The 3,259-nt window shown below is 34.2% G+C and carries 5 protein-coding genes; 3 read left to right on the forward strand and 2 right to left on the reverse strand.

What is annotated here, in order from left to right; genetic code table 11:
- Nucleotides 1-364: 364 nt before the first annotated feature.
- Nucleotides 365-727, forward strand: coding sequence for a hypothetical protein (locus PSI06_RS20715; RefSeq protein ID WP_273604781.1), 363 nt, complete (start codon nucleotides 365-367; stop codon nucleotides 725-727).
- Between the two features lie 174 nt (nucleotides 728-901).
- Here the strand turns inward: PSI06_RS20715 and PSI06_RS20720 are convergent, their stop codons facing one another.
- Both PSI06_RS20720 and PSI06_RS20725 read right to left on the reverse strand, forming a co-directional pair.
- Complete coding sequence (locus PSI06_RS20720; RefSeq protein WP_273604782.1) at nucleotides 902-1,216, reverse strand: hypothetical protein; 315 nt, start codon at nucleotides 1,214-1,216, stop codon at nucleotides 902-904.
- Nucleotides 1,217-1,229: 13 nt separating this feature from the next.
- The gene (locus tag PSI06_RS20725; RefSeq protein ID WP_273604783.1) at nucleotides 1,230-1,508 is read right to left on the reverse strand and encodes a helix-turn-helix domain-containing protein; all 279 of its coding nucleotides are present in this window, start codon (nucleotides 1,506-1,508) and stop codon (nucleotides 1,230-1,232) included.
- A gap of 97 nt (nucleotides 1,509-1,605) precedes the next feature.
- On the opposite strand from PSI06_RS20725, the gene PSI06_RS20730 reads away from it, so the two are divergent.
- Together PSI06_RS20730 and PSI06_RS20735 are read left to right on the forward strand one after the other, a co-directional pair.
- Nucleotides 1,606-2,085, forward strand: coding sequence for a hypothetical protein (locus PSI06_RS20730; protein WP_273604784.1), 480 nt, complete (start codon nucleotides 1,606-1,608; stop codon nucleotides 2,083-2,085).
- A gap of 418 nt (nucleotides 2,086-2,503) precedes the next feature.
- Complete coding sequence (locus PSI06_RS20735) at nucleotides 2,504-2,860, forward strand: hypothetical protein (protein WP_273604785.1); 357 nt, start codon at nucleotides 2,504-2,506, stop codon at nucleotides 2,858-2,860.
- The last annotated feature ends 399 nt before the right edge of the window (nucleotides 2,861-3,259 follow it).

Genomic DNA, 3,259 nt, shown 5'->3' on the forward strand with positions numbered 1-3,259 from the left:
GTAGCGTTGCCATAGCAGTTTCGCTCGCGCGGAGAAAATTGCGATACTGAGAAAAAATCGATCGCAACCATCTTAAATGGTTTCAAACTAAGAACATACCCAAGACAATTTATTAAAAATTAGTTTTTACACAGTCTGGGCACAAAGCGGCCTTTAGATTTGCTAAATATCGTCCTTGATTGATGGTTAGGCTGCTCCTTGCGCATATATTCATGAAAATTAGCGCTGAGCGCATATTGCTTCATTTAACTTTACCTAAAAATTTTAGGAAACTTAGTGATGTAACACCTTGGGTAATTTGTTAAAACTATATAAGGTAGATCAATGAGTGCACTATTAAATTGTTTTAGCTATCGAGAGTTTCATGTCTGTAAAATGTTCATATGAACAACGCTTTTTAAAAGAAAGGCGCTTATTTATTATATTTGCTGTAATTTCGATTATTGCACCGTTACTTTCCTTATTTGATTTTTTAAGGCCAGTAAGTGAAACATTTGCAACATGGTTTCAAAGAAGCGGATCAATAATGGTTGTATTGGCATTTATATCTGAAATGCGTGCGTATCAAATGTTTGATGTTTTTAAGCCTGCCGGATTTGTTAGTACCACGTACGCTGAAACAGAGAAGAAATATTCATCACAAGTTACGGTGTGTAATATTATTGCTTTTATTTTAATTGCTATTGGTACACTTATTTGGGGTTACGGCGACATTCCGTTCAAATAGCTATAAGCTGTTCAAGCGGGACAAAAAACAGTTGGTTTTGCTTCTTCGTCGCTTATTTTAACTAACTATTTTTCTGTTAACAGGGCGTTGAAGGGTTGAATTAGTGTAGACAAATGCTCGTTATAACAGACTATGGCGTTAAACATAGTCTGTCAGAATCCATATAAGATGGAGCTACTTGACAAAAATTGAACTTTGAAACTCTTTAAACGCAACATGTTCTTTTTCTGAATGCAGGTCATCAACACTAGCTACCCGTCTTTCACCATATATATTATATCCAGCGATAAGGCTTTCGTGTTCTAGTAACTCTTCAAACAGCTCTTCTCTTAAATAGAATAATTCTTCGTTATTACTAGATTCTTCACCTGATTTTGTAATTTGTATTACAGCCTTTTGTCCATTTTTATCTAAATAAATACGAGTTACAGGATTAAAGTCTAGGGAAAGTGTTTTTACTAACCAAGGAGTGTATGTGTATAAAATCATTTATCAACTTCTATTAGCTTTTCTTCTGTCTCGCTTTGACTTGACTTGCAGCTGGAAAAATATCTGTAGACTCACATTTTAGTAAATGAATTATTTCATATATTCGTTCGCAAGAAGCAGCTACAGATGCTGATTCAACTCTGCTGATATAGCTTTGTTCTACGTTTAATTTATGAGCAAGTTCTGCTTGACTCCAGCCGTTTTTCACTCGCGCTAATTTAATATTTTTTCCAATCAACTCTGCTGCGTAGCTCATAAGACCAAATCCTACAAATAAAGATAGAATGATCACATATTGCTCTTTTATCTCATATGTACTATATTGCATAAATTATGATTTATTGATCATAATTTATTCGTTGGTTACCTTAAATATTACCGGAGGATTAATGGGGTTAGATTCTGTTTTACATCATGTAGTGAAATTAGAAGCTGCTAGTCACTATTTTATTAAGTCAGCAGCATGCGATACTTTTAAAACTAAAGAAGAAGCACAAGTATTTGACTCTGAACAAATAGAAAAATTGATGAGTATATACTTAATGAAATTAGTAGAAGCTGAGCTTTTAACATTAACAACTTACCCTTATTATTCAGTAACAGTGCGATTTTACGAAGATACTCAACATCCAAATATCAATATCAGAGATGAGCTTAATAAGACATTATTACAAGAATTAGAGATGCAAAAAGCACTCTGTAACTTTGATATATCTGAATATCATTTACAATTAAAAAGTCATTATATTAACATTTCAGAGAAGCAGGAAACTGATGAGGAAGAATTAAAAAACAAGCTTGCATTTTTTCAAGAAAAGAAACTTGCCATTAATAAATTATTCGAGATGATTCAATCCGAAAAATATTAAACGATTGCATATAATGGCTGTGAATGTAGCATTTTGCTTTTAACTAATCTTACTTCTCTCCATATCTTTAGGCTTACTCTGTAACATGAGTAAGCCTAGTTATCTAAAAGGGCTTTCTGTAGCATAGATGATGCATAACGTAGTTATACATATTTATTGGTTATTACTAGCGTATCAGTTACCCTTTAATAAGCTACTGATGGAGAAACTATTATGGACATAAAGAACCTAGCTAAAAGACAACCACCATACAAGTGACTATGGTGCTCAATGTCCGCTCGAGCACAATTGTGAAATTCGGCTCTGAGCGATTAACGGAAGTACCAATGCGGGTATTATAGCTATTGTTACAGGCGGTGATGCGCAGGGTATTAACTTTTAATATGTAACCGAGAAAGCTTTTTATTCAAGGAATGTTATGAAGATATTAATCTCTATTGTTTCTTTATTTGTTGCTTCGTCAGTTTATGGGAGCGATGGATGGAGTGATGAGAAAAAAATTCAAGCAGGTTGGAAATATGCAAAGCAGATAGAGTGTGCGGAGCTAGCATTTTATGCTACTGATTACGAAAAATCCGAAATCCATGAAAAAAAAGCGACAAGAATCTTAAAAGAAATTCTATCTTCGAAGAAAATGACAAAAGAAGAGCTATCTGGGTATAAATCACGTGCAATAGGCATCACAGAAGGACTAGAAAAGGCCCTCCGGATTTATGATAAAAATTATTCCTCTGAGTATAAAAAAGTTTATTCGTTTTCTAGGTGTGATTTGTAGCACAAGTCGTACAAGAGTCTATGGCTCAATCGTCCGAAACTGGCACTTTGGCGAAGTTCGGTTTTGAGTGATATATAGTCATTGATATAGATTAAAACTTAGTGTTAAAAGTATAGACGTTACGATTTTTTCGATAGCATCATTAAATAGCAAACTGTCACTTTGAGCTGTTTTAATTGCTTGTTTACAAAGGTAATTAACCTCAGATCTGCATAAGAATTAAAGCCGAGTCACTTTAATACTCGGCTTTTTAGTCTGAAAGGTATAGGCAACACGGCTAGCGCATTTTAATCCCAGATTCTAACAGGGTTGAGCGATAATCATCGTCTAGCCCTGCCATTTTCTTTTTTCTCGCCATACTGGCTGTTTTAGTTGTATCTTGTTTAAATAACGCCATGG

Origin of the sequence: Pseudoalteromonas sp. GABNS16E, assembly GCF_028598715.1 — a bacterium.
GTDB lineage: Bacteria > Pseudomonadota > Gammaproteobacteria > Enterobacterales > Alteromonadaceae > Pseudoalteromonas > Pseudoalteromonas atlantica.

Excerpts from the sequence above, each read along its gene's own strand:
- PSI06_RS20715 (WP_273604781.1), top strand. The coding sequence starts at position 365 with ATGTCTGTAAAATGTTCATATGAACAACGCTTTTTAAAAGAAAGGCGC.
- PSI06_RS20720 (WP_273604782.1), bottom strand. The coding sequence starts at position 1,216 with ATGATTTTATACACATACACTCCTTGGTTAGTAAAAACACTTTCCCTA.
- PSI06_RS20730 (WP_273604784.1), top strand. The coding sequence starts at position 1,606 with ATGGGGTTAGATTCTGTTTTACATCATGTAGTGAAATTAGAAGCTGCT.
- PSI06_RS20735 (WP_273604785.1), top strand. The coding sequence starts at position 2,504 with ATGAAGATATTAATCTCTATTGTTTCTTTATTTGTTGCTTCGTCAGTT.